Raw genomic sequence first — 21372 nt, forward strand, 5'->3', positions numbered from 1 at the left:
CAAGCTTTATTAAACTGCATCCCGAGGCAGCAACAAGCCCAAAGGCAGGCAAACTCGCGCCTCAAGCCCACCGCCAGAGCGATTGCGCAACTCAACGCTGCCGCCATGCAAGGCGGCGATACGCTTGACGATGGCCAAGCCCAGTCCTGCCCCCTGGCCGCCGCGCGCACGGTCTCCCCGAATAAACGGGTTGGTGATGCTGTTAAGCTCCGACGGATCAATCCCGACGCCACGATCAAGCACGCTTAGCACCACATAGGGCGCACTGGTATCACCTGACATCGAAACCGCGACCTCGGCAGTGTCGCCACCGTAACGCAATGCGTTCTCGATCAGATTGGTCAGCAACCGTTTGATCGAGATACGCCGTAACGGGAATACCGGCACTGGCTGAAGGCACAACCGTACCTGTTCTCGTTGCTGGTTATAAGGCGTCACCACTTCACGCACCAGCCCAAGCAAATCCAGGGACTCCACCGGTTCATCACGGCCATCGCGAATAAAGGCCAGGAACTGATCGAGGATGGCGTCCATATCCTCAATATCACGGACCATGTCATCAGTCAGTTCCGAGTCGTTCTGCAAAAACTCCAATGACAAGCGCAGGCGCGTCAAGGGTGTGCGCAAGTCATGGGAAACGCCGGCCAGCATCAACTCGCGCTCGCGGGCCGCTTGTTCAACGTCTTCGGCCATCTGATTAAAGGCGCGGTAGACCTCCATCATCTCATTGGGCGTATCACTTACCGGCAACCGCACACTGCGGCCTTTACCCAATTGCCGCGCAGCAAACACCAAGCCTTTAAGCGGCGCACTGAGTTGGCGCACGAAAATCCATGCGGCAGCGGTTGAAAGCAGCCCAATACCCAGAAACCAACCCAGCACGCTCCATATCTGTTGACTGCGCAGGGGATGGGGATACAAAGGCACGCGAATCCAGCCCTCGCCTAGCGTTGGCGCATGCACCCACAGGGCTGGCGGGCTTTTGGCACGCACCCGAACTTCGGTCTCAGGACCCAACTCGGATTGCATTTGCCGCTGAAAAATTTCGCTGTATGGCCAATGCTGCTCACTGGCTGGCACCACTTGCAGCGGCACTTGCTTGAGGTCAGCCGCCTGGGCAATCCGATCGCGGTCATCGGGGTCTGCCGCCCAGTAAGCACGTAGCGTCAGCGCGGCGCCGTGACTGTATTGGCGATCAACCAACATGTCCTCGTTCATCAACAGATAAACCAAGGTCAAGGCTTTGGAGAACAGTACGACGATCAACACCAACCACAAGGTGCGCGCGAAGAAACTTTGTGGGAACCACAGCGGTGCTTTCATCATTCACTTTTTAAGCTAGGGGAAACACAACCGGACGCCGAAGCGTCCAGCCTTGATGCGGTACCTGCGCCGTGATAAGACGATCAGGACTTGTTGCCGTCCGGGACAAATACATAGCCAACGCCCCAGACTGTCTGGATATAACGAGGCTTGGATGGGTCTGGCTCAATCAGGCGGCGCAGACGCGAAATCTGTACGTCGATCGAACGCTCCAGCGCATCCCACTCACGACCACGGGCCAGATTCATCAGCTTATCGCGGGTCAATGGCTCTCGGGCGTGCTGAACCAATGCCTTGAGCACAGCAAACTCACCGGTGGTCAGCATGTGGACTTCATCGCCCTTTTTCAGCTCACGGGTGGCCAACGACAACTCGTAATCGCCGAAGGTTACGCTGGCCTCTTCGCTACCCGGAGCGCCGGGCACGACTGGCGCTTGACGGCGCAGCACGGCTTTGACCCGGGCAAGCAACTCGCGAGGATTAAATGGCTTGGCCAAGTAATCATCCGCGCCCAGTTCCAGTCCTTGGATACGGCTGGCTTCGTCACCTTTGGCAGTGAGCATGATGATTGGCATTTGATTGTTCGACTCACGCAAACGGCGGCATGCTGAAAGGCCGTCTTCGCCGGGCAGCATCAGGTCAAGCACCAGCAAGCTGAATAGCTCGCGCGCGAGCACCCGGTCCATTTGTTCGACGTTTTCAACCGCGCGCACGCGATAGCCTTGCTCTTCGAAGAAACGCTCAAGCAAGCGCCGAAGACGGGCATCGTCATCGACAATCAGAATTTTTTCGCCTTCAACCACAGGTGCAGTGCCGCTCATGTATAACTCCTAAACCGAGAACCTGTCACAGCCATTTATAACCCATATCCTAACGGCCCAAGCCGTTATTTAGCGGGACATAAACGCTGCATAGTCTCCAATACCAGCATTATGGCGCATGTGCCATGTGGTCTGCTGATAGCCATTGTTAGCAGATTTTTCCCCGAACGGTCCCAGCTCTCTGCTTTACGGTGTTTATAATGCGCCGCTTTAGTGTCTAGTCCGCAAGGTGCATTTGAAAAGATCCGGCCGCAAACCCGGCCCGTAGCGATGTATTTTTCAGATGCCCGATTAATTGCGAGACTGTTTTTTCGATCCAGTGTGGGTAGTTTTTTATATATGGATAGCATCAACAACCGCATCGCCGAAGAACTGGCCGTACGCCCGCAACAGGTTGCCGCCGCCGTGGCGCTGCTCGATGAAGGCTCGACTGTTCCCTTTATCGCCCGCTACCGTAAAGAAGTCACCGGCAGTCTGGATGACACTCAGCTGCGTAACCTGGAAGAGCGTCTGCGCTACCTGCGTGAGCTGGATGACCGCCGCGCCAGCATTCTTGCCAGTATTGAAGAACAAGGTAAGTTAACCCCCGAGTTGCAGCGCGAGATCAACCTCGCCGACAGCAAAACTCGCCTCGAAGACTTATACCTGCCGTACAAGCAAAAGCGTCGCACCAAAGGCCAGATTGCCCTGGAAGCCGGCCTTGGTGAGTTGGCCGATGCGCTGTTCAACGACCCAAGCCTGGCGCCTGAAACCGAAGCGGCACGGTTTGTCGATGCCGAAAAAGGCTTCGCCGACAGCAAGGCCGTGCTCGAAGGCGCCAAATACATTCTTATGGAGCGTTTCGCTGAAGACGCCACTCTGCTCACCCGCCTGCGTAGCTTCATGAGCGACAACGCCATCATCAGTGCTCGCCTCGTGGCTGGCAAAGAAACTGAAGGGGCGAAATTCCGCGATTACTTTGAGCACGATGAAAAGCTCAAAGGCATGCCATCACACCGCGCCCTGGCGATTTTCCGTGGCCGCAACGAAGGCATCCTCAGTTCCAGCCTGAAAGTTGGCGACGAGTTACCGGGGACCATGCACCCCTGTGAAGGCATGATTGCCGAACGTTTCGGCATCAGCAATCAAGGGCGCGCGGCCGACAAGTGGCTGTCAGAAGTGGTGCGCTGGACCTGGAAAGTCAAGCTCTATACCCACCTTGAGACCGACCTGCTCGGCGACCTGCGCGAAAGCGCCGAGAATGAGGCGATTTCTGTTTTTGCGCGCAACCTTAATGACCTGCTGCTCGCCGCCCCGGCTGGCCCTCGGGCAACATTGGGTCTCGATCCAGGCCTGCGCACCGGCTGCAAAATCGCTGTAGTTGATGCCACAGGCAAGCTGCTCGACCACGCCACGGTTTACCCCCATGCGCCGAAGAATCAGTGGGATCAAACCATCTCTGTACTGGCCGCAATGTGCGCCAAGCATTCGGTTGACCTGATTGCCATTGGCAATGGCACCGCCAGCCGTGAAAGCGACAAGCTGGCGATTGAGCTGATCAAAAAATATCCAGCGCTCAAAGCTACCAAAGTCATGGTCTCCGAAGCTGGCGCTTCGGTGTACTCAGCGTCCGAACTGGCCGCCAAGGAATTCCCGGACCTGGACGTGACCATCCGTGGCGCGGTGTCCATTGCCCGTCGCCTGCAAGACCCGCTGGCTGAGTTGGTGAAGATTGACCCGAAATCCATTGGCGTTGGCCAATACCAGCATGACGTGTCGCAGCTTAAGCTGGCCCGCGGCCTGGACGCGGTGGTTGAAGACTGCGTGAACGCCGTCGGCGTTGATGTGAACACCGCTTCCAGCGCCCTGCTCGCACGTATTTCTGGCCTCAATAGCACCTTGGCGCAGAATATTGTGGCTCACCGCGACACCCACGGCGCATTCAAATCCCGTGATGAGCTGAAGAAGGTACCGCGCCTAGGCGACAAGACTTTCGAACAAGCGGCCGGCTTCTTGCGCATCATGAACGGTGAAAACCCGCTGGACGCCTCGGCGGTGCACCCGGAAACCTATCCATTGGTGCAGCGCATCGCCAAAGACACCAGCCGTGATATTCGCTCGCTGATCGGTGACAGCAGCTTCCTCAAGCGCCTCGACCCGAAACAGTACACCGACGAAACCTTCGGCTTGCTGACCATCGGCGATATCCTGCAAGAACTTGAAAAGCCGGGCCGCGATCCACGCCCTGAGTTCAAAACCGCGGAATTCCAGGAAGGTGTCGAAACCCTCAAGGACCTGCAGTTGGGGATGATCCTCGAAGGCGTGGTGACCAACGTGACCAACTTCGGTGCCTTTGTCGATATCGGCGTACACCAGGACGGCCTGGTGCATATCTCGGCGCTGTCCGAGAAGTTCATCAAAGACCCGCATGAAGCCGTCAAGGCCGGCGAAGTGGTCAAGGTCAAGGTTATGGAAGTGGATATCCCACGCAACCGCATTGCCCTGAGCATGCGCATGAGCGATACCCCCGGCGAGAAAGTCGAAGGCCCGCGCAACAATGGTAATCGCAGCAATAACGCGCGTAGCAACACACCGGCCCCACGCCCGGAAAACAAACCCGCACCGGTCAACAACGCAATGGCGTCACTGTTCGCCAACGCTAAACAGTTGAAGAAAAAATGACCGACCTGCCAGAAGCGTTCACCTCCAGTGCATTCAGCCAATTGCTCGGTGTAGAACCACTGAGCGTGGCGGATGGTGAGGCTCAGGTACGCCTGAACCTCACCGACCCATTGCGTAACAGGCACAACAAACTGCATGGCGGCGCGCTGTTTTCTCTGGTTGATATTGCCATGGGGCTGGCGTGTTCCAGCGCCCACGGCTTCGATCAGGGCAGCGTAACCCTTGAATGCAAGATCAATTACATTCGCGCTATCGACGAAGGCTCGGTGATTTGCGTGGCTAAAGTGGTGCACGCTGGCCGCCGCACTTTAGTGGTGGAAGCCGAGGCGCATCAAGGCGACAAACTGGTCGCTAAAGCGCAAGGCACCTTCGCTCGCGTGTAACTGCCCTGGGCTATGCTGCGGTATATACAGCTTATGCCGGAGCTTGGCGTAGTGACCCTTGCTGGCGGCGCTACGCCAGCGGCCTGCCGCTTGGATAAACACGCAGCTGTGGTCAGGCAAATTGCTAACGCCCCTTGCAGACTGTTCAGTGTGCCCCCATATTGGCTCGACTGATGGGTGAAGGAATTCGACTTTGAGCAATTTGTTATCCCGCCGCGTGGCACTGCTTGGCGAGCCAAATAACCTCTCGCTGCTGACTCAGTGCCTGCATGGCATCGAGCGTGAATGCCTGCGGGTTGATAGCGATGGCCAGCTCGCACTTACACCGCACCCCAAAGCGCTTGGCTCTGCGTTGACCCACCCGCAGATCACCACCGACTATTCCGAAGCCCTGCTCGAGTTCATTACCCCGGCACTGGCCGATCCAGCGAGCACCTTGGCCAACCTTGAGCAAACCCATCGCTATACCTACAGCAAGCTGGCGGGCGAGTACTTGTGGAGCCCGTCGATGCCCTGTGCATTGCCGGCCGAAGACGTCATCCCGATCGCTCAGTATGGCGACTCGCATATTGGCAAGCTGAAGTATGTATACCGTCAGGGTCTAGCCCTGCGCTACGGCAAGACCATGCAATGCATTGCCGGCATTCACTACAACTTCTCCTTGCCGGATAAACTCTGGCCGCTGCTGCAGAGCCTCGACCCCTGCAACCACTGCGCGCGCGATTACCAGTCGGTTAGCTACATCGCCATGATCCGTAATTTCCGCCGCTACAGCTGGTTGCTGATGTATCTGTTCGGCGCCTCGCCAGCCCTCGATGCGGGCTTTATGCGGGGCAATCCGCACAAGTTGCAGCAGCTCGACGCAGACACCCTTTACCTGCCTTACGCAACCAGCTTGCGCATGAGTGATCTGGGTTATCAGAGCAATGCTCAGGCAGCGCTTACGCCTTGCTACAACGACCTTGCCAGTTACACTGACAGCCTGCGCCAAGCGGTCGGCACACCCTATCTACCCTATGTCGAGATTGGTACTCACAACGCCAATGGCGACTGGCTGCAACTCAACACCAACATTTTGCAGATAGAAAACGAATACTACTCAAGCATTCGTCCCAAGCGCGTGACCTACAGCGGCGAACGGCCAATTCAAGCGCTAGTGTCCCGCGGCGTGCAGTACATCGAAGTGCGCTGCCTCGATATCAATCCGTTTATGCCAATGGGCATCGACCTTGAGCAAGCTCAGTTCCTTGATGCGTTTTTGCTCTACTGCGCACTTCAGGAAAGCCCGACTCTTGAAAGTGCCGAGTGCACGACATGCACAGACAACTTCCTGAAAGTGGTCAAAGAAGGTCGCCGCCCTGGCCTGCACCTGCAGCGCGCTGGCAAACCCGTCGAGCTTAAAGTGTGGGCCAGCGAACTGCTTGACGAAATTCAGCAAATGGCCGACCTTCTCGACCGCAGCAATGGCAGCGACGCCCATAGCCAGTCCCTGCAGGCTCAACGGAATAAGGTTGCTGATGTCCGCTTGACCCCATCGGCGCAGGTACTCGAACACTTGCAGCAAGGGGAAAGCTTTGCCCAGTTCTCGCTGCGCCAAAGCAAACTGCATGCGGACTACTTCAACAGCCAGGCCTTGAGTCACGCGCAATCAGCAGAGCTTGAGCAGGCAAGCAAACAGTCCCTGCTGGATCAGGCCGAGATTGAAGGCAATCAACACGGTGACTTCGACACCTTCGTTGCCGCCTATCAAGCCAGTATTCTTGGTCACGACCAACCGCTGCAATAAGCTCAAGTCATCTGCTGGCAGACAACTCTGTCAGCAGATGGAGGCACAGGTCACAAATATAACCAGCGGCCTAAAAGGTGAGACCAGCGGCCCAGTTATTGATGCTCAACACAGCTAGCATAAGCACTAGTTGAATTAATTGGGCATTTCCCATGGCGTCAGACTCGCAGACCGAGCACCACCAAGATTGGAGCCTTGAAAACCTCAACAAGGCCTACCAACAAGGTTATATGTCAGGTCTAACTGGACAACCCAAAGCCCCACGCAAGCAAACGGCCGAAGTGCTGATTGCGGCTTGGGAGGCCGGCTGGGATGACGGCCACGACCAATATGAGCTGGTCAAACAAGAGTCCGCCTAGCGGGTCCAGGACCGGCCAAGCGCCGCACTAGCACCTGGCCTCCAGTAGAAAAAGATAAAGCTGAACGCGCCCTGCAATCAGGTCTGCTCCACTACACATACCCCAGAAACCAAAACACCCTGCGAAAGCGGAACCTTCGCAGGGTGTTGGCTGGCGCCTGAAAGCCGCGGTGCTGGTCGCAACGGCTTTTAGGCGCCCGGTCTGTCGAGCACTGCCCGGGCTACTTAGTAACCCAGGGCAAAGTTCTCTTCATCCATGTCCATCAGGTTGTTAGCACCTGAGAGCATGGTTTCTACGTGAGCGCGGGTGCGCGGCAGAATACGTGCGAAGTAGAAGCGTGCAGTCTGCAGCTTGGCGGTGTAGAACGCCTCTTCGCCAGTGCCGGCGGCCAGCTTCTCAGCTGCCACACGGGCGATGTCAGCCCAGAAGTAAGCCAAGCACGCATAACCGCAGTACATCAGGTAATCAACCGATGCTGCACCGACTTCTTCACGGTCCTTCATGGCTGCCATGCCGACCTTCATGGTCACATCAGCCCACTCTTTGTTCAGCTTGGCCAGCGGAGCAACGAACTCAGAGATGGCTTCGTTGCCTTCGTTTGCCTGGCAGAACTTGTGCACGATCTTGGTGAAGCCTTTGAGTGCCTCGCCCTGGGTCATCAGAATCTTGCGACCCAGCAGGTCGAGTGCCTGAATACCGGTGGTCCCTTCGTACAGCATCGAAATACGGCTGTCGCGAACGTTCTGCTCCATGCCCCACTCGGCGATAAAGCCGTGGCCGCCATAGATCTGAACGCCGTGGTTAGCTGATTCGAAACCAACTTCAGTCATAAAGGCTTTAGCAATTGGCGTCAGGAAAGCCAGCAGCGCATCGGCTTGCTCCTTCTCTTCAGCGTCTTGGCTGTGCTTGACGATATCAACCTGCTTGGCGGTGAAGTAAACCATTGCGCGGTTGCCTTCGGCGAACGCTTTCATGGTCAACAACATGCGGCGTACGTCAGGGTGAACAATGATTGGGTCAGCCGCTTTGTCCGGCGCTTTCGGGCCAGTCAGAGCACGCATCTGCAGACGCTCACGCGCATACTTCAGGCCGCCTTGGAAGCCGGCTTCAGCGTGAGCCAAGCCCTGCAAAGCAGTACCCAGACGCGCGGTGTTCATAAAGGTGAACATGCAGTTCAGGCCTTTGTTGGCTGGGCCAATCAGGTAGCCGGTGGCGCCATCGAAGTTCATCACACAGGTCGCGTTACCGTGGATGCCCATCTTGTGTTCCAGCGAACCACAGCTCACTGCGTTGCGCTCACCCACACCGCCGTCGGCGTTGGGCATGAACTTGGGCACGATGAACAACGAAATACCTTTAGTGCCGGCAGGCGCATCTGGCAGGCGAGCAAGGACGATGTGGACGATGTTATCGGCCATGTCGTGTTCGCCGGCGGAGATGAAAATCTTGGTACCGGACACTTTGTAAGAGCCGTCAGCCTGTGGCTCAGCCTTGGTGCGCAGCATGCCAAGGTCTGTACCGCAATGCGACTCGGTCAAGCACATGGTACCTGTCCACTCGCCGGTTACCAGCTTGGTCAAGTAAGTGTGCTGCTGCTCTTCGGTGCCGTGCACAGCGATGGTGTTCATCGCGCCGTGCGACAGGCCTGGGTACATGCCCCACGACCAGTTGGACGTGCCGACCATTTCGCTTACAGCAAGGCCAAGCGACTCAGGCAGACCTTGTCCACCGTGGTCAACGTCGTGTGACAGGCTCGGCCAGCCACCTTCAACATATTGTTTGTAGGCTTCTTTAAAGCCCGTTGGCGTTTTTACGCCAGCTTCGCTCCAGGTACAGCCTTCAGTGTCACCTACACGGTTCAGGGGAGACAGCACCTGCTCACAAAACTTGGCGCCTTCTTCAAGAATGGCATTGACCATGTCTGGCGTTGCATCTTCGCAGCCAGGCAGGCTCTGATAATGCGCTTCGTAGCCGAGCAGCTCGTCACGTACGAAACGGATATCACGCAAGGGGGCCTTGTAGTCAGGCATAGCTAATAACCTCTGCGGTGGTCGGTATAGGTGACCGAATAGTTGTTTGAATCGGGAAAATCCCGAATGCCTGACGGTTGCCATAAAACAACAATCAAACAGGTGTTTGAAACATACGTTTACGCCCTAAGGTTGTCAAGTCTGCGATGCGTCGACGACGAATGGCGAAGCCTGCCCTGTCCATTCAGCAAACCGGCACGCTTGAGCCTTCCTGCAACCTGAAATAAAAGTCGAAACACCTTGAAACCAGACAGCCTTCAACCGTCGGTCTGAATGGGCTATTTAATTGAGGTGTTATTACAGGCATGCCAATGCATCGCTCATGCACCTGTTTTAGCCAAAAGATATGACCGCAATAGGCACGTCGCTATGCATCAGGCCTAACAGATTCAGTGCCAGCGAGAGGGGCCGTAGCTTGGCTGGGGGTGCTCGAAAGCGTCAGGCGCGGGTGTCAATCAGGGTGCCGAGCACTTCGTCTGCGGTTTCCAGCAGCCGGGCGCCAGCTTGGGCTTGATATTGGCCGACACGCAATTCAATCAGATTACTGCTGAGTTCAGGAGTACCCGCTTGTGCAGGACTATTGCTTGCTACCTGTTCGGCTGAACGGGCCGGCTGGGGCGCCGCACCACTAGCAATACCCTGAGCCGCTTGATCGACACGCTGCTGCCCCGACTGAATGGTCGAAAGACCGGCGTTAAAGGCGCTGCCTGTTATGGCATTCATCTATTTCGCTCCAGTTGAGGGTTACACAGAGCCCGTATTAAAACAGAAATGCTCACTCTTCGATAATGGCTTTTTGCTATAACCGGAAAATCAAAGGGCGGCAGGCCGGATGACGCCCTTTTCTTCCACCGTTGCGGTCTCGAATAAGGAGGTTGTTTGCACGAACCATGGTGGACAAGCTTCGCGTTGTCACACCCTACAAAAGCCACCATCACCAGCCGGACAAGTGGTGTCCGGTAGTGTGGATGACGCCCTTCTCATCCACCATTAGCCGCAAATACCCGGGAGGCTGCAAGAGCCTTATACCTCAAGCTCAAGCAAACTGAGATCCAAACAGGCCGCAACCGCAGCCGGCGTCGCCGCCCTCAATCGCGGCACATAGCCCAAGCAAGGTGCGGGTAAGCGCTCAGCCAAAGTGGCAAGGTTTTCATCCAGACGTGAGGTTTTGGGATCAACCACATTGGCCACCCATCCGGCCAACTCCAAGCCATCCGCAGCAATTGCTTCAGCCGTGAGGATTGCATGGTTGATGCAACCTAGGCGCACACCAACGACCATAATCACTCGCAGTTTCAAGCTGACAACCAAATCAGACATCGAGGCCTGGCCCGACAACGGCACGCGCCAGCCTCCTGCGCCTTCAACCACAGTGAAGTCGGCGCCTTTATCCAGCACGTGCTGCACAGCGCCACGCAGGCTATCCACACTCAATACCACGCCCGCCTCACGTGCAGCCAAGTGCGGGGCTATCGCCGGTGCAAAAGCCATTGGGTTCACGTCTTCGTAACTCAGTGCTAGCGAACATTGCTCAAGCAGCGCCAGTGCATCTTCGTTGCGCAGACCCTTTGCGGTTTTCTCGCAGCCAGAGGCCACAGGTTTTGCCGCTGCCGTCGACATTCCGGCCTCACGCGCGGCGTACAGCAAAGCAGCCGCGATGGTGGTTTTACCGATTTCGGTATCAGTACCCGTGACGAAAAAGGCGTTACTCATGGCGTTATCCTTTTCTGCAAAACACCGTATACCACTTGATAGGTCGCAGGCAGGCCCTGCGCTTGGCGTTCATGCTCATAGGCTTCAACCAAGGCCCGCATACGTGCGCGCCCAGTCAACCCGTTTGGCCTGCCTGCGTTGAGATTGTGTGCACCCAATGCTTTCAGTTCATGGGTCAGGCTACGCAAATCGGGGTAGTACAAAACTTCTGGCCGGGTCTCCAATGACACCACCTGCAAACCACTCGCCGCGCACAATGCCTGATAGTCGCTAAAGTGGCGGAAGCGGTTAACGTGAACAAACCCATCCACTGCTCGCCAGCTGTCGCGCAGCTCTTGCAAGGTGCCGACACACAAACTGCTGAACGCCAGCACGCCACCCGGCCGCAATACGCGCTGAGCCTCAGCCAATACCGAACTAAAGGACTCACACCATTGCAGGGCAAGGCTGGAGAAAATCAAATCGCAGGACTCAGCCCGCAATGGCAAACGCTCGGCGTCACCTGCAATAAACTGCTCAGCCCCTCCCTGCGGCCTCGCGTGCTGCAACATGCCCTCGGCAATATCCAGGGCAATTCCTTGAGTTTCAGTGAAACGACCGGCAAGCGCACGACTGAAATACCCCGTTCCACAGCCTAGATCCAGCCACCGCTGGGCGGAAGCTGTCGCAGGAATGCACTGCAAGAGCTGGTGACCAACCGTGCGCTGCAGGGCCGCAACCCCGTCATAGCTGGCCGCAGCACGGGAAAACGAGGCGGCAACCTGACGCTTATCCGGCAGATGGGACTGCGCATCACGAGCCAAATCAATCATCGCTGGCCTCATGCAAAAAACCTTGAATCGCAGCAGCCAGCTCATGTGGACATTCAAGCGACAATGCATGGCTGACGCTATCAATCAGCCCCACCTCAACATCACCTAACAGCGCCAGAATATCGCCCGCCACTTCAGCGGGAACCAATGAATCCTGCCCGGCATACAGATGCAGTTGCGGGCCAACAAAACCCTGCAATGCTTCACGGGTATCCAGACTGGCCAGCAAATCAAGGCTGGCCAGTAGCAACTCGCCGCTTTCATGTGGCGCGCCACCCAGCATCAAGCGCGACATACCGCGCTGATCGCCTGCACCTTGCGAGCACAGCGAGGCAAAGCGCTTAAGGGTAATCGACGGGTTCTTCGCACAGCCTTGGCGAAACAGATCAAAGGCTTCTTCAGCCATGGCATGGGGCCAATCCGTGCTGGCGACAAAGCTGGCATTACTGGCCAGGGTAACCAGCCCCGGACAGTTATCGGCGCGACGGGCGGCCAGTTCGGCTGCAAGCATGCCGCCAAGCGACCACCCCCCCAGCCATGCATCGTCCGGCAGATTGGCATCAAGCTCATCAAGCCAATCAAGCAGTTCGCTGCTGGTCAGCAACGGCAGGGGCTCGACCTGCACATGCAAATGTGGATCGAGCCCACGCAAGGCTTCCGCCAAAGGCTCCAGCGGTGCAGTGCCCAGTCCCCACCCCGGCAATAGAACCAAGCGATTACGCATGGCTTTGCTCCTCTTCAGACCAACACTCAGCCAGCACAGACAGCAATAAATCCACCTGCGCCGCGCTGTGGGCAGCCGACAAGGTAACCCGCAAGCGGGCACTGCCTGCTGGCACGGTTGGCGGCCGAATCGCGGTAACCAAAATGCCCCGCTCACGCAGCCTCTGCGACAACTGCATGGCGCGGCCACTGTCACCAATAACAATAGGCTGAATCGGCGTTGAGCTGTCCATCAACTGCAACCCCAGAGTCTTCGCACCATCGCGGAACTGCTTGATCAGGGCATTAAGGTGCTCGCGACGCCAGTGCTCGCTGCGCAGCAGCTCAAGGCTCTTAAGGGTGGCGCAGGCCAGCGCGGGCGGCTGACTGGTGGTGTAAATATATGGCCGGGCAAACTGCACCAGAGTTTCGATCAACTCGTCACTGCCTGCCACAAATGCCCCGGATGTGCCAAAGGCCTTGCCTAACGTGCCGACCAGGACCTGTACATCATCCATACCCATGCCTTGCTGCTCGACGATGCCGCCACCGGTGGCGCCCAGCGGGCCAAAGCCGTGAGCATCATCGACCATGACCCAGGCACTGCGTTTTTTTGCTTCTGCACACAGGGCCGGTAGATCCGCCTGGTCGCCGTCCATGCTGAACACGCCGTCTGTCACCACCAAGGTATTGCCCACGGCCTTCTCCAGGCGATTGGCAAGACTGCTGGCATCGTTGTGCAGATAGCGCGAAAAGCGCGCATTACTGAGCAAGCCAGCATCCAGCAAGGACGCATGATTAAGGCGATCTTCGAGCACCGTGTCGCCCTGTCCAATCAATCCGGTCACGGCGCCGAGGTTGGCCATATAACCGGTGGTAAACAGCAACGCACGCGGGCGGCCAGTGAACTCGGCAAGCGCCTCTTCAAGCTGATGATGGGGTGTGCTGTGACCGATTACCAAATGCGAAGCGCCGCCGCCAACGCCCCAACGGGTCGCGCCCGCCTGCCAGGCCTCAATCACCTGAGGATGATTCGCCAAGCCGAGATAATCATTGGAGCAGAAGGCCAGTAGTTGGCGACCGTCCACCACAACCTGAGGGCCTTGCGGCGACTCCAGCAGCGGGCGCTGACGATACAGCTGTGCGGCGCGGCGCTCAGCCAAGCGATTCGCGAGGTCAAAAGACATGGTAGTTACCCGTTTACGCAGCCGCTGAAACCCGGCACAGGGCCGGGCGTCAGGAGACTAATCAAGATGACAGCCAACGGCCGCCAGAGAACGGATCAAACCGCGGCGTTGTAAAACTGTTCGCTGCTTTTCTGCTCGACAAGCGCTTGTTCGATAGCCGCTTGATGAACTTCATCGGCATGCTCTTGGCGTTCTTCGGGTTTGATGCCCAAACGTGCAAACAGCTCCATGTCCTTGTTGGCTTGGGGGTTAACCGTGGTCAGCAGTTTCTCGCCATAGAAAATCGAGTTGGCCCCCGCGAAGAAGGCCAGCGCTTGCATCTGATCATTCATTGCTTCACGGCCTGCCGACAAGCGCACGTGCGACTTGGGCATCATGATCCGGGCAACCGCAAGGGTACGGATAAAGTCGAACGGGTCCACGTCCTTCTCATCAGCCAGTGGCGTACCTTTAACCTTGACCAGCATATTGATCGGCACCGACTCTGGATGCTCCGGCAAATTGGCCAGCTGGATCAACAAACCCGCGCGGTCATCCAGCGACTCGCCCAAACCGAGAATGCCGCCTGAACAGATTTTCATCCCGGCATCACGCACGTGGGACAGCGTCTCCAGACGGTCGGCGTAGGTACGGGTGGTGATGATATTGCCGTAGAACTCTGGCGAGGTGTCGAGGTTGTGGTTGTAGTAATCCAACCCGGCGTCGGCCAGCGATGCGGTTTGCTCTTTATCCAGTTTACCCAAGGTCATGCAGGTTTCCAGACCGAGCGCTTTAACCCCTTTAACCATTTCCAATACATAGGGCATGTCTTTGGCCGATGGATGCTTCCACGCCGCGCCCATGCAAAAACGGGTAGAGCCGATTGCCTTGGCATCAGCAGCCGCTTGCAGGACTTTCTCAACTTCCAGCAGTTTCTGTTTTTCCAGCCCGGTGTTGTAGTGACCAGACTGTGGACAGTATTTGCAGTCTTCCGGACAAGCGCCGGTCTTGATCGACAGCAAAGTCGAAACCTGCACCCGATTTTGATCGAAATGCGCACGGTGTACGGTCTGCGCATCGAACAACAAGTCGTTGAACGGTTGCTCAAACAAGGCCTTAACTTCGGCTAGCGACCAGTTGTGGCGAGTTGCGATGGATGCGGTGGCATTCATGGAAGAGTTCCTTCGACGCTCAACTGCGTCTGTTGTCAGGGTTGCGGGCAAACGCCGCGAATCAGGCTTTAGGCATCATATGTTGTGTTTCGACGCTGTCAACCCACCGCGAGACACGGGTTGACATCTGATCAAAAAGCATACAGCGCATTAGATTTAGTTAATCTAATGCGCCAACCCTCAAAAATAATAGCCAATGTTGCTATAGAGCTGATTCTCCCAACGGTTGCTACCACCAGCACCCAAACTTTGCGTGTAATCGCTCCCGCCGATGTACGGGTCATTCTTCCCGTGCAGCCATTCCAAGGCGATCCATAGAGGTCCTAAGGTGAAAGAACTACCCGCAATAAAACGCTGTGAATCCAAGTAAGCACTTTCATCCTTGTCGAATATGCTGTAATTGACATAGAGCTTGATGCCCGAGAACCAGCCATATTGCCCGGAAATATCGTAGCTGAGGTCCGCAACATAAAGGTTGCCCTTGGCAGCGACATTGAAAGTGCCATCGAAACTACCAAAGCTCACCAAATGATCATCAACGGGGTTCTTCGGGCTCATCTGTTGCCGAGCAGCCTGAGCCTGGACTCCCCAGGCGCCGTGCTTGCCGGTGAAATGTAGAGCCGTGGCAAAGCGATGGCCATCTTTGTCGGTATCTTGATTTTCGAGGGTCGAAGCAAGCCCCGACAGGCCTATTTCCGACTTCCAACCTGCAACTTCAAACTGTCTGGCAAGTCGCCCAACTAATATGTTCTGTTCATGATTATCGCTGCCACCCCCCACATAATCATCTGCGGTCGCCACGCTGGTGCCGTAAGTACGTCCCCCTTGACTCGTGCCTCTGCCTTGCTCTGCTGGAATCGGGTAGTAGGCAGCCTGAACATTCCAATCAACACTTTGTTGTAGGTATTTGAAACCGATATTCTGAGTATCTTCTAGACCGATCACATTACCCAAGCTTTCAAAAAAAGTGCTTCCAAAGTAGGCCGGCAAGCCGAATGGAATAGCTGTTTGCCCGACCTGTAATTGCTGAGTCGGGGAGAATTTGTAGCCAACCCAAGCATATTCAGCAAAGGCGATATCTCCCACGTTATCGGTATAGCGATAGGGATAGGCATCGCCATAAAAACGATACTTTGCGGCCGCGGTCCAAGTGTCAGATTGGTAATCGGCGGTAAAAAATAACGTATCGAAATTAAATTCGGAAATATCCCGGTCTGGGTCATAGTCAAGGCGGGCACGAATGGCGCCTCCCAGATCGAGGTTGTCGGTTATCTCCATAGCCCCAGCCTGCTGAACGAGGCCAGCAGCGAGTAGGGATACAAGAATTGAGTCAAGCCGAATCCATTGCAGTTTCATGAACCACTCCATTTTTATTGTTGTGAGATGCATTGAAATACCTGCCGCCATTCCCGACAGCAGATAGCCGAGCGAGTGGAAAGCTCAAAGCTTGCCGCGTTGACTCAGCCGCGCTTGTCGAGCATTTGAATAAAGAAGTCTGTAGGCGCCAAACGAAACCAGAAAAGTGGCCGGAGCGGATAAGCTCGATAGCACAGGGTTGGCCAACTCCAGCAAAATCATGCCAACAGCGGTCGCACTGAACCAGGCGATCAGGCCAGTGATATTGAAAGCGTGCATATGCTGAATATCAGCTGAATCGACCTTGGTTGTGCGGTTCGCCAAAATATGCGCCAAGGCGATACCGACCCATGCCACAACAAATACGCCTTGCCAGGCCAGGGCTTGAAGCAGCCAAGAAAACACATCCGCCAGCATCAGGCCGTAAACCGCAGCGCCAACCACAATGGCCCATACCCAGCGTGCGTGATGTATGCGGAACATCAACGCAAAGAACGCCTGCATGTTGACCGCAGCCAAGTAGTAGTTAGCCGTATTGATCCGCGTTTGTGTGACCCAAACAAACAACAGCCCCCAAATGCCCATGAGCTGCAAAATAGCCAATACCACGCTCACTTCACTCAATGCACCCTCTTGCGGAATGCTGCTCGCCAAATAGATACCGGCCACACCGTTTAAGAGAAAGGTCACGAGATAAAACGGCATACCAAAGTTCCAACGCCCGTGATACTGGGCATCCTCAGGCTTACCGAAACGGGCATAGTCGAAGGTGAACATCATCAGTATCCACACGCCCATATATGAGACAAAGCAATGCCACCAACCGTATGAACTTTGTACTTGCGGACCAAGCTCCAGCCACTGTGACTGATAGCCATACTGGGCAATTGACAGCGCAACCGCCGCAAGCAGGCCAAGCAAATAAAACGGCAACAACACACCGTTAAACTTATCTAGCCAATTCTGCACACTGCCGAATATGAGTGGCACGCTATAAAGCACCACGATCAACGCAGCTACGCTGTACCCCAATTCGGGATAAAGGTGGTTGAGCGCCACGGCAATGACGGATCCCTCAAACACCGCATAATAAATCGCTGTTGAGAAAAAGATTAAGGTGGCTAAAGAGGCCCCCACGCTGCCAAACAGAATGCGCGAAAATGATGCCACCGTCAGTCCGGTACGTATTGCATAACGGCTTATGACCGCATTGATCAAACCGTAACTGAGCACGGACAACAGCATGCCGATGATTGCATTTCGAGCACCGAAATTGAGCGCAAGCGATGCACCAATTACGATATAAAACATTGCGCTACACACAGCCCACCACGCCATGGTTAACGATGTTCGGCCCATTCGCTGATCAACGTCTCCGGATTGCTCCCCACTTTCCAATACGTCCCTTGATTTATGTTGCGCCATTCCAGCCATTGCGAAATCTCCATATATTTATTGTTATTTTCGGCAACAGTTAGCCCCAAGACATAGTCAGTCACGACCACGCCCCGAAACTAAATAACGACCGAGGGCTTACTCTTACGCGTTAAAAAATCTCAACATGCGTTCGATTTGTTGGTTGTAGTGTTTTCGCGCGTTAAGACTTTCCTCAAGCGTCACCGATACAAAGCGTACGCGCTGATTCGGTTGCAGCTGCGCAATACGATTCAAATCCGGACTGATGACAGTGCCAATCATTGCGTAACCGCCACCCGACACCGCGTCTCGATGCAGGGCAATAGGCTCGATACCTGCCGGAACCTGAATAGAACCAATTGGGTAACAAGCATCAACAATATTTGATGGGTCTGAACCCGCACCAAATGGCTGTTCACGGGGCTCGAACCCCAGCGGAGAACCGCCTTTGAAGCGATAACCCATACGGTCTGCTTCTGATCCAACTGTCCAGGTGTCGGCAAAAAAGCTTTCGGCAGCCTGTGCCAGCAGGCGGTGATAGTAAAGTCCGGGTAGAACACGCAATTCGACCTCCCCGCCCAATTCAGACTGCAATGAACGTGGTAGCGCTGTACCTTCAATGCCCTTATCTGAAGGCTGCCCAAGAGGGATCAGATCACCCGCAATTAAGCGCCGTCCAGCAATACCGCCAATACCGCCCAAGGTATAAGTCGAGCGACTACCAAGCACCTCAGGAACATCAATACCACCCGCAATGGCCAGATAACCCCGCGCGCCAGCCTTTAGGTAGTCAAAGCTTAAAGTTTGTCCCTTGCGCACCCTAAACGCAGCATCAAAAGGCATCTCCACCCCGTCAACCCGTGGCGTCATTCGCCCGCCTGTAATGGCGACTAACGCATCGCATTGAAATTCCAACTTAGGCCCGAGCAAGGTGCACTCGAGGGCGGCAGCAGTTGGTAAATTGCCAACCAGTAGATTGGCTGCACGCAAGGCATATTGGTCAAGTGCACCTGACGGTGGGATGCCAAGGTGATAGTAACCTTCACGCCCAACATCTTGAATGGATGTCGCAAGCCCCGGATTCAGAACATTAATCGACATTGAGTACCTCCTGCAGATGCTGTTTGCAAGCATCGGAATCTTGCAAATAGTCATCAAGGTCGAAGCTGACCTGACGTATGCGCAACGAAAAAGTACCTGCTTCGACCGCTTCCACTGCTAAATCGTATTGCTCTCGGTCTATCGCTTTGAACTGAACAATATCGCCAGGCCTGAAGAACACAATAGAGTCCTGCAAGTAGTCCAGACCTTGCTGCGGGTCGTAGATCGGCGCAGGAGTGACCCCGAACATCTGGTAGCCACCAGCACCTTTTACAGAGTAAATGCATGCAAAACAGCCACCGTGGCCCAAGGTTTGTTTCGGTGTATCGGTACGCGGCCGCAGATACTTGGGGACCTCTAACTGCTTTTCACGCTCGACCATCTGGTACATAAACGGCAGGCCAACAACAAACCCCACCATCGACACAAACCACGGCGATGCGGTGTGCGCATCAATAAATTCTTGTACATCGGCATAGCCGTTAATCCGCGCACCATATTCAAGATCAGTTCCTTCTGGATCCTGATGACGGTCCCGAAAACGCATCAAGGTTTCATGGGTCCAGGGATCGTTATAGAGCACTGGAATTTCAATGATTCGCGTTTCAATTGTGCGCCCAGCGACTGCCGACGTCTCAAGCCCACGCACTGTCTCAAGCAGTGCCTGCGGTTCAATCACATCGGGGTTGAAACGCACTTGAAAAGACGCATTAGCCAGGCATACGTCGAGTACCCCGGGAATCTGACGCTCTTCGATAGCCCGGGTGATCGACATACCCCGGAAAAACGCCTCAAGTGACATGGCCTCGCTAACTTCAGCGAACAAATGCTCATCACCACCAAAGCTGTAACGTATTGGTTGTGTTTGCATATCAGACCTCCGCGGCGACTGGCGCCGGTAAAACTGAGCGCTCAGCAAGCAAGCGCTCAAGCGTGCCAGTGTCAAAATCACCAGCGCAGATGCACGTCTCTTCTAGCAGGGAGCGATGCAAGGTCAATGTGGTTGCCATTCCCGTTAATTCAGTGGCTGCCAATGCTTCGCGGGCGCGGGCAAAAGCTTGCTCACGACCAGCACCATGAACAATTATTTTTGCCAACAACGAGTCGTAATAAGGCGGCACTCGATAACCTTGGAAAATATGGCTCTCGATACGCACCCCTTCACCTTCTGGCCAAGACAACGACTCAACCACGCCAGGACAAGGAAAGAAATTACGTTCAGGGTCTTCAGCGTTAATACGCATTTCAAGTGCGACACCGTTGAGACAGATATCACTCTGGCGCAAGGTCAGTGGCTCGCCCCCCGCAATGCGCAGCATCCACTGGACTAAATCAATGCCAGTCACCATCTCGCTGATCGGGTGCTCAACCTGAATGCGCGTGTTCATCTCGATAAAAAAGAACTCGCCGCTTTGCGCATCGAACAAATACTCCAGCGTGCCAGCCCCGCAATACCCCAAGGCCTGTACCAGCCTCACTGCGCTATCGCACAAGCGCAGACGCTGCTCATTCGATAGTGCTGGCGAAGGCGCCTCCTCGAAGACTTTCTGTCGGCGTCTTTGCAGTGAACACTCACGCTCAAACAAATGCACGGCATGCTGGCCATCGCCGAGGACTTGTACTTCGACATGTCGAGCCTGACCAATAAAGCGTTCCAGATAGACCGCTCCAGAGCCAAACGCGGCAAGCGCCTCACGTTGTGCCAAGGGAAACTCACGACTCAACTCATCGCGATCATGTGCAATACGAATCCCACGCCCACCGCCACCAGCCGAGGCCTTTATCAGCAGTGGATAACTAACGGCTTCAGCACACTTCAGCGCATCCTCCAGTGACTCAAGCTCACCTTCAGAACCCGGCACCACAGGTACGCCAGCGGCTTTCGCAGTGCTCCGGGCTTGCGCCTTGTCACCCATGCGGCGGATGGTTTCGGCATTGGGTCCAACCCAGATCATGCCTGCCGCCACCACTGCATCAGCGAATGCAGCGCTCTCGGAGAGAAATCCATAACCAGGGTGAACTGCATTGGCCTTGGTTTGCTTTGCAGCCTCTAGCAATGCGTCAGCATTTAGATAGCTTTGATCGGCCCGCGCCGGACCGATAATGCAAAACTCATCCGCCAACTGCGCAGCCATTGAGCCGGCATCGGCTTCACTGCAAGCCGCCACAGTAGGAATTCCCAACGATTTGGCAGCACGAATGATACGAACAGCAATTTCGCCTCGGTTGGCCACTAAAAGCTTGGTGATAGCACTCGTCATACCGCTCTCCTTACTCATCGCTTTCAATCACGGCGAGTAACTGACCAGGTTCGATTGGATCACCGTCCTCAACATGAAAAGCCACTAGCGTTCCAGTCTTGTCAGCGTGCAATTCGGAGAACTGCTTCATTACCTCGATCAAACCAATTACCGCACCACACTCCACCGCACCACCGACCTCGATATAGTTGGGTGCATCCGGCGCAGAACGGCGGTAAAAGGTGCCTGGCAAGGGAGAAACTATTGAGTGCTCAGCCATTTCAATTCCTCTTTTTATCGTCTTTATCTGTTAGCAAATGGGGTAAGAGTC

19 protein-coding genes are annotated in these 21372 nt (G+C 55.4%); 4 read left to right on the plus strand and 15 right to left on the minus strand.

Annotation, left to right across the window (positions count from 1 at the left end):
* Positions 1–9: 9 nt before the first annotated feature.
* A complete protein-coding gene (locus AACY09_RS16295; RefSeq protein ID WP_339489498.1) occupies positions 10–1323 on the minus strand; it encodes an ATP-binding protein in 1314 nt (437 codons plus the stop codon).
* A gap of 83 nt (positions 1324–1406) precedes the next feature.
* Positions 1407–2144 (minus strand): osmolarity response regulator transcription factor OmpR, encoded by a 738-nt coding sequence (gene ompR, locus AACY09_RS16300; RefSeq protein ID WP_339489500.1) that lies wholly within the window; start codon positions 2142–2144, stop codon positions 1407–1409.
* Positions 2145–2483: 339 nt separating this feature from the next.
* On the opposite strand from ompR, the gene AACY09_RS16305 reads away from it, so the two are divergent.
* The 4 genes from AACY09_RS16305 to rmf all read left to right on the plus strand — a co-directional run bounded on the left by AACY09_RS16305 (position 2484) and on the right by rmf (position 7333).
* Complete coding sequence (locus tag AACY09_RS16305) at positions 2484–4805, plus strand: Tex family protein (RefSeq protein ID WP_339489501.1); 2322 nt, start codon at positions 2484–2486, stop codon at positions 4803–4805.
* Complete coding sequence (locus AACY09_RS16310) at positions 4802–5188, plus strand: PaaI family thioesterase (RefSeq protein WP_339489502.1); 387 nt, start codon at positions 4802–4804, stop codon at positions 5186–5188. The genes AACY09_RS16305 and AACY09_RS16310 overlap by 4 nt, the downstream gene beginning before the upstream one ends.
* 193 nt (positions 5189–5381) lie before the next feature.
* Positions 5382–6974 carry a glutamate--cysteine ligase gene (gene gshA / locus AACY09_RS16315; RefSeq protein ID WP_339489503.1) on the plus strand — a complete coding sequence of 531 codons (1593 nt, stop codon included), beginning with the start codon at positions 5382–5384 and terminating at the stop codon, positions 6972–6974.
* A gap of 152 nt (positions 6975–7126) precedes the next feature.
* On the plus strand, positions 7127–7333 hold the full coding sequence (rmf, locus tag AACY09_RS16320) for a ribosome modulation factor (protein WP_339489504.1): 207 nt from the start codon (positions 7127–7129) through the stop codon (positions 7331–7333).
* Positions 7334–7557: 224 nt separating this feature from the next.
* Here the strand turns inward: rmf and AACY09_RS16325 are convergent, their stop codons facing one another.
* From AACY09_RS16325 to AACY09_RS16385, 13 genes are all read right to left on the minus strand, one after another.
* Entirely contained in the window at positions 7558–9363 is a 1806-nt protein-coding gene (locus AACY09_RS16325; RefSeq protein WP_339489505.1) for a phenylacyl-CoA dehydrogenase, read from the minus strand.
* Between the two features lie 438 nt (positions 9364–9801).
* Positions 9802–10086: a hypothetical protein gene (locus tag AACY09_RS16330; RefSeq protein ID WP_339489506.1), complete on the minus strand. Its 285-nt coding sequence runs from the start codon at positions 10084–10086 to the stop codon at positions 9802–9804.
* A 300-nt stretch (positions 10087–10386) separates the two neighbouring features.
* Positions 10387–11076, minus strand: coding sequence for a dethiobiotin synthase (gene bioD, locus AACY09_RS16335; protein ID WP_339489507.1), 690 nt, complete (start codon positions 11074–11076; stop codon positions 10387–10389).
* Entirely contained in the window at positions 11073–11888 is an 816-nt protein-coding gene (bioC, locus tag AACY09_RS16340) for a malonyl-ACP O-methyltransferase BioC (RefSeq protein WP_339489508.1), read from the minus strand. The genes bioD and bioC overlap by 4 nt, the downstream gene beginning before the upstream one ends.
* Positions 11881–12612 (minus strand): alpha/beta fold hydrolase, encoded by a 732-nt coding sequence (locus AACY09_RS16345; RefSeq protein ID WP_339489509.1) that lies wholly within the window; start codon positions 12610–12612, stop codon positions 11881–11883. The genes bioC and AACY09_RS16345 overlap by 8 nt, the downstream gene beginning before the upstream one ends.
* Positions 12605–13777, minus strand: a complete 1173-nt coding sequence (bioF, locus tag AACY09_RS16350) for an 8-amino-7-oxononanoate synthase (protein WP_339489511.1) — start codon at positions 13775–13777, stop codon at positions 12605–12607. The genes AACY09_RS16345 and bioF overlap by 8 nt, the downstream gene beginning before the upstream one ends.
* A 95-nt stretch (positions 13778–13872) precedes the next feature.
* The gene (gene bioB / locus AACY09_RS16355) at positions 13873–14928 is read right to left on the minus strand and encodes a biotin synthase BioB (protein ID WP_339489512.1); all 1056 of its coding nucleotides are present in this window, start codon (positions 14926–14928) and stop codon (positions 13873–13875) included.
* Positions 14929–15108: 180 nt separating this feature from the next.
* Positions 15109–16284 carry a hypothetical protein gene (locus tag AACY09_RS16360; RefSeq protein WP_339489513.1) on the minus strand — a complete coding sequence of 392 codons (1176 nt, stop codon included), beginning with the start codon at positions 16282–16284 and terminating at the stop codon, positions 15109–15111.
* Between the two features lie 84 nt (positions 16285–16368).
* Positions 16369–17643 carry a purine-cytosine permease family protein gene (locus AACY09_RS16365; RefSeq protein ID WP_339489969.1) on the minus strand — a complete coding sequence of 425 codons (1275 nt, stop codon included), beginning with the start codon at positions 17641–17643 and terminating at the stop codon, positions 16369–16371.
* Positions 17644–17823: 180 nt separating this feature from the next.
* Positions 17824–18801, minus strand: coding sequence for a 5-oxoprolinase subunit C family protein (locus AACY09_RS16370; RefSeq protein ID WP_339489514.1), 978 nt, complete (start codon positions 18799–18801; stop codon positions 17824–17826).
* Complete coding sequence (locus AACY09_RS16375) at positions 18791–19672, minus strand: 5-oxoprolinase subunit B family protein (RefSeq protein WP_339489515.1); 882 nt, start codon at positions 19670–19672, stop codon at positions 18791–18793. The genes AACY09_RS16370 and AACY09_RS16375 overlap by 11 nt, the downstream gene beginning before the upstream one ends.
* Before the next feature lies 1 nt (position 19673).
* Complete coding sequence (locus AACY09_RS16380; protein WP_339489517.1) at positions 19674–21062, minus strand: acetyl-CoA carboxylase biotin carboxylase subunit; 1389 nt, start codon at positions 21060–21062, stop codon at positions 19674–19676.
* Between the two features lie 10 nt (positions 21063–21072).
* Positions 21073–21321: an acetyl-CoA carboxylase gene (locus tag AACY09_RS16385; protein ID WP_339489518.1), complete on the minus strand. Its 249-nt coding sequence runs from the start codon at positions 21319–21321 to the stop codon at positions 21073–21075.
* Positions 21322–21372: the final 51 nt, after the last annotated feature.

The sequence above is a fragment of the Pseudomonas sp. EL_65y_Pfl2_R95 genome (assembly GCF_963971045.1).
Classification (GTDB): domain Bacteria; phylum Pseudomonadota; class Gammaproteobacteria; order Pseudomonadales; family Pseudomonadaceae; genus Aquipseudomonas.

Coding starts and splice junctions, on each gene's coding strand:
- AACY09_RS16360 (WP_339489513.1), bottom strand. CDS start 16,284: ATGAAACTGCAATGGATTCGGCTTGACTCAATTCTTGTATCCCTACTC.
- AACY09_RS16380 (WP_339489517.1), bottom strand. CDS start 21,062: ATGACGAGTGCTATCACCAAGCTTTTAGTGGCCAACCGAGGCGAAATT.
- AACY09_RS16370 (WP_339489514.1), bottom strand. CDS start 18,801: ATGTCGATTAATGTTCTGAATCCGGGGCTTGCGACATCCATTCAAGAT.
- AACY09_RS16365 (WP_339489969.1), bottom strand. CDS start 17,643: ATGGGCCGAACATCGTTAACCATGGCGTGGTGGGCTGTGTGTAGCGCA.
- bioC (WP_339489508.1), bottom strand. CDS start 11,888: ATGATTGATTTGGCTCGTGATGCGCAGTCCCATCTGCCGGATAAGCGT.
- bioB (WP_339489512.1), bottom strand. CDS start 14,928: ATGAATGCCACCGCATCCATCGCAACTCGCCACAACTGGTCGCTAGCC.
- bioF (WP_339489511.1), bottom strand. CDS start 13,777: ATGTCTTTTGACCTCGCGAATCGCTTGGCTGAGCGCCGCGCCGCACAG.
- ompR (WP_339489500.1), bottom strand. CDS start 2,144: ATGAGCGGCACTGCACCTGTGGTTGAAGGCGAAAAAATTCTGATTGTC.
- AACY09_RS16310 (WP_339489502.1), top strand. CDS start 4,802: ATGACCGACCTGCCAGAAGCGTTCACCTCCAGTGCATTCAGCCAATTG.
- AACY09_RS16375 (WP_339489515.1), bottom strand. CDS start 19,672: ATGCAAACACAACCAATACGTTACAGCTTTGGTGGTGATGAGCATTTG.
- bioD (WP_339489507.1), bottom strand. CDS start 11,076: ATGAGTAACGCCTTTTTCGTCACGGGTACTGATACCGAAATCGGTAAA.
- AACY09_RS16385 (WP_339489518.1), bottom strand. CDS start 21,321: ATGGCTGAGCACTCAATAGTTTCTCCCTTGCCAGGCACCTTTTACCGC.
- AACY09_RS16325 (WP_339489505.1), bottom strand. CDS start 9,363: ATGCCTGACTACAAGGCCCCCTTGCGTGATATCCGTTTCGTACGTGAC.
- AACY09_RS16345 (WP_339489509.1), bottom strand. CDS start 12,612: ATGCGTAATCGCTTGGTTCTATTGCCGGGGTGGGGACTGGGCACTGCA.
- AACY09_RS16305 (WP_339489501.1), top strand. CDS start 2,484: ATGGATAGCATCAACAACCGCATCGCCGAAGAACTGGCCGTACGCCCG.
- AACY09_RS16295 (WP_339489498.1), bottom strand. CDS start 1,323: ATGAAAGCACCGCTGTGGTTCCCACAAAGTTTCTTCGCGCGCACCTTG.
- AACY09_RS16330 (WP_339489506.1), bottom strand. CDS start 10,086: ATGAATGCCATAACAGGCAGCGCCTTTAACGCCGGTCTTTCGACCATT.
- rmf (WP_339489504.1), top strand. CDS start 7,127: ATGGCGTCAGACTCGCAGACCGAGCACCACCAAGATTGGAGCCTTGAA.